Here is a 661-nt window from a genome sequence, read left to right on the forward strand (position 1 = left end):
TGCGTGCCCGCCTCCGCATTGGCCGCCTCGGTGGCGTAGTATCGCAGAAAGTCGACGGCCTCGCGCACTTCGGCGACGCCGTCGGCCAGCGATTTGCCGGCCTCGCGGGTGGCGAGTGCAAAGAACTCGACCGCATTCGCCTCATAGAGATCGGCGGCACGGTTGAGGATGGCAGCGCGCTCGGAGACAGGACGTTTTGCCCAGGCCGGCTGCGCTTCCACCGCAAAGCGCACGGCGGTCGCCACTTGCTTGGCAGCGGCTTCGCTGACCGTGCCGACCACTTCCGTGGGCTTTGCCGGGTTGACTATGGGACGCTGCTTGCCGTAGCCGGCGGCCCGCGTGATCGGCTTGGCATGCCAGCGGTCCGGCCCGGCGAAGGCCGCCCTGGCCTTGTCGATCGCCGCCAGCGTCACCGTGTCGGTGATGTCGAATCCTTTCGAGTTGCGACGCCCGGCCCCAAAGATCTGGGAAGGCCGGGCAATCGCCGGATTGGCGGCCGGACCCTGGCTCTCGACCGTTTCGAGCGGATCGCGCGCAATGTCCTCCGGCTCGACGTCCTCGTCGGTCAGTTGGTGCACGAAGGAGGAATTGGCGCCGTTCTCCAGCAACCGGCGGACCAGATAGGCCAGCAGATCGGAATGCGCACCGACCGGTGCATAGA

1 protein-coding gene is annotated in these 661 nt (G+C 67.2%); it reads right to left on the reverse strand.

Annotated features, from left to right (window positions below):
• Nucleotides 1-661 (reverse strand): proline dehydrogenase family protein (locus tag EN750_RS37740; protein WP_127399496.1); only part of this gene is annotated, 661 nt, incomplete at both ends.

It is taken from the genome of Mesorhizobium sp. M7A.F.Ca.ET.027.03.2.1, from assembly GCF_003999175.1.
Lineage (GTDB): Bacteria > Pseudomonadota > Alphaproteobacteria > Rhizobiales > Rhizobiaceae > Mesorhizobium.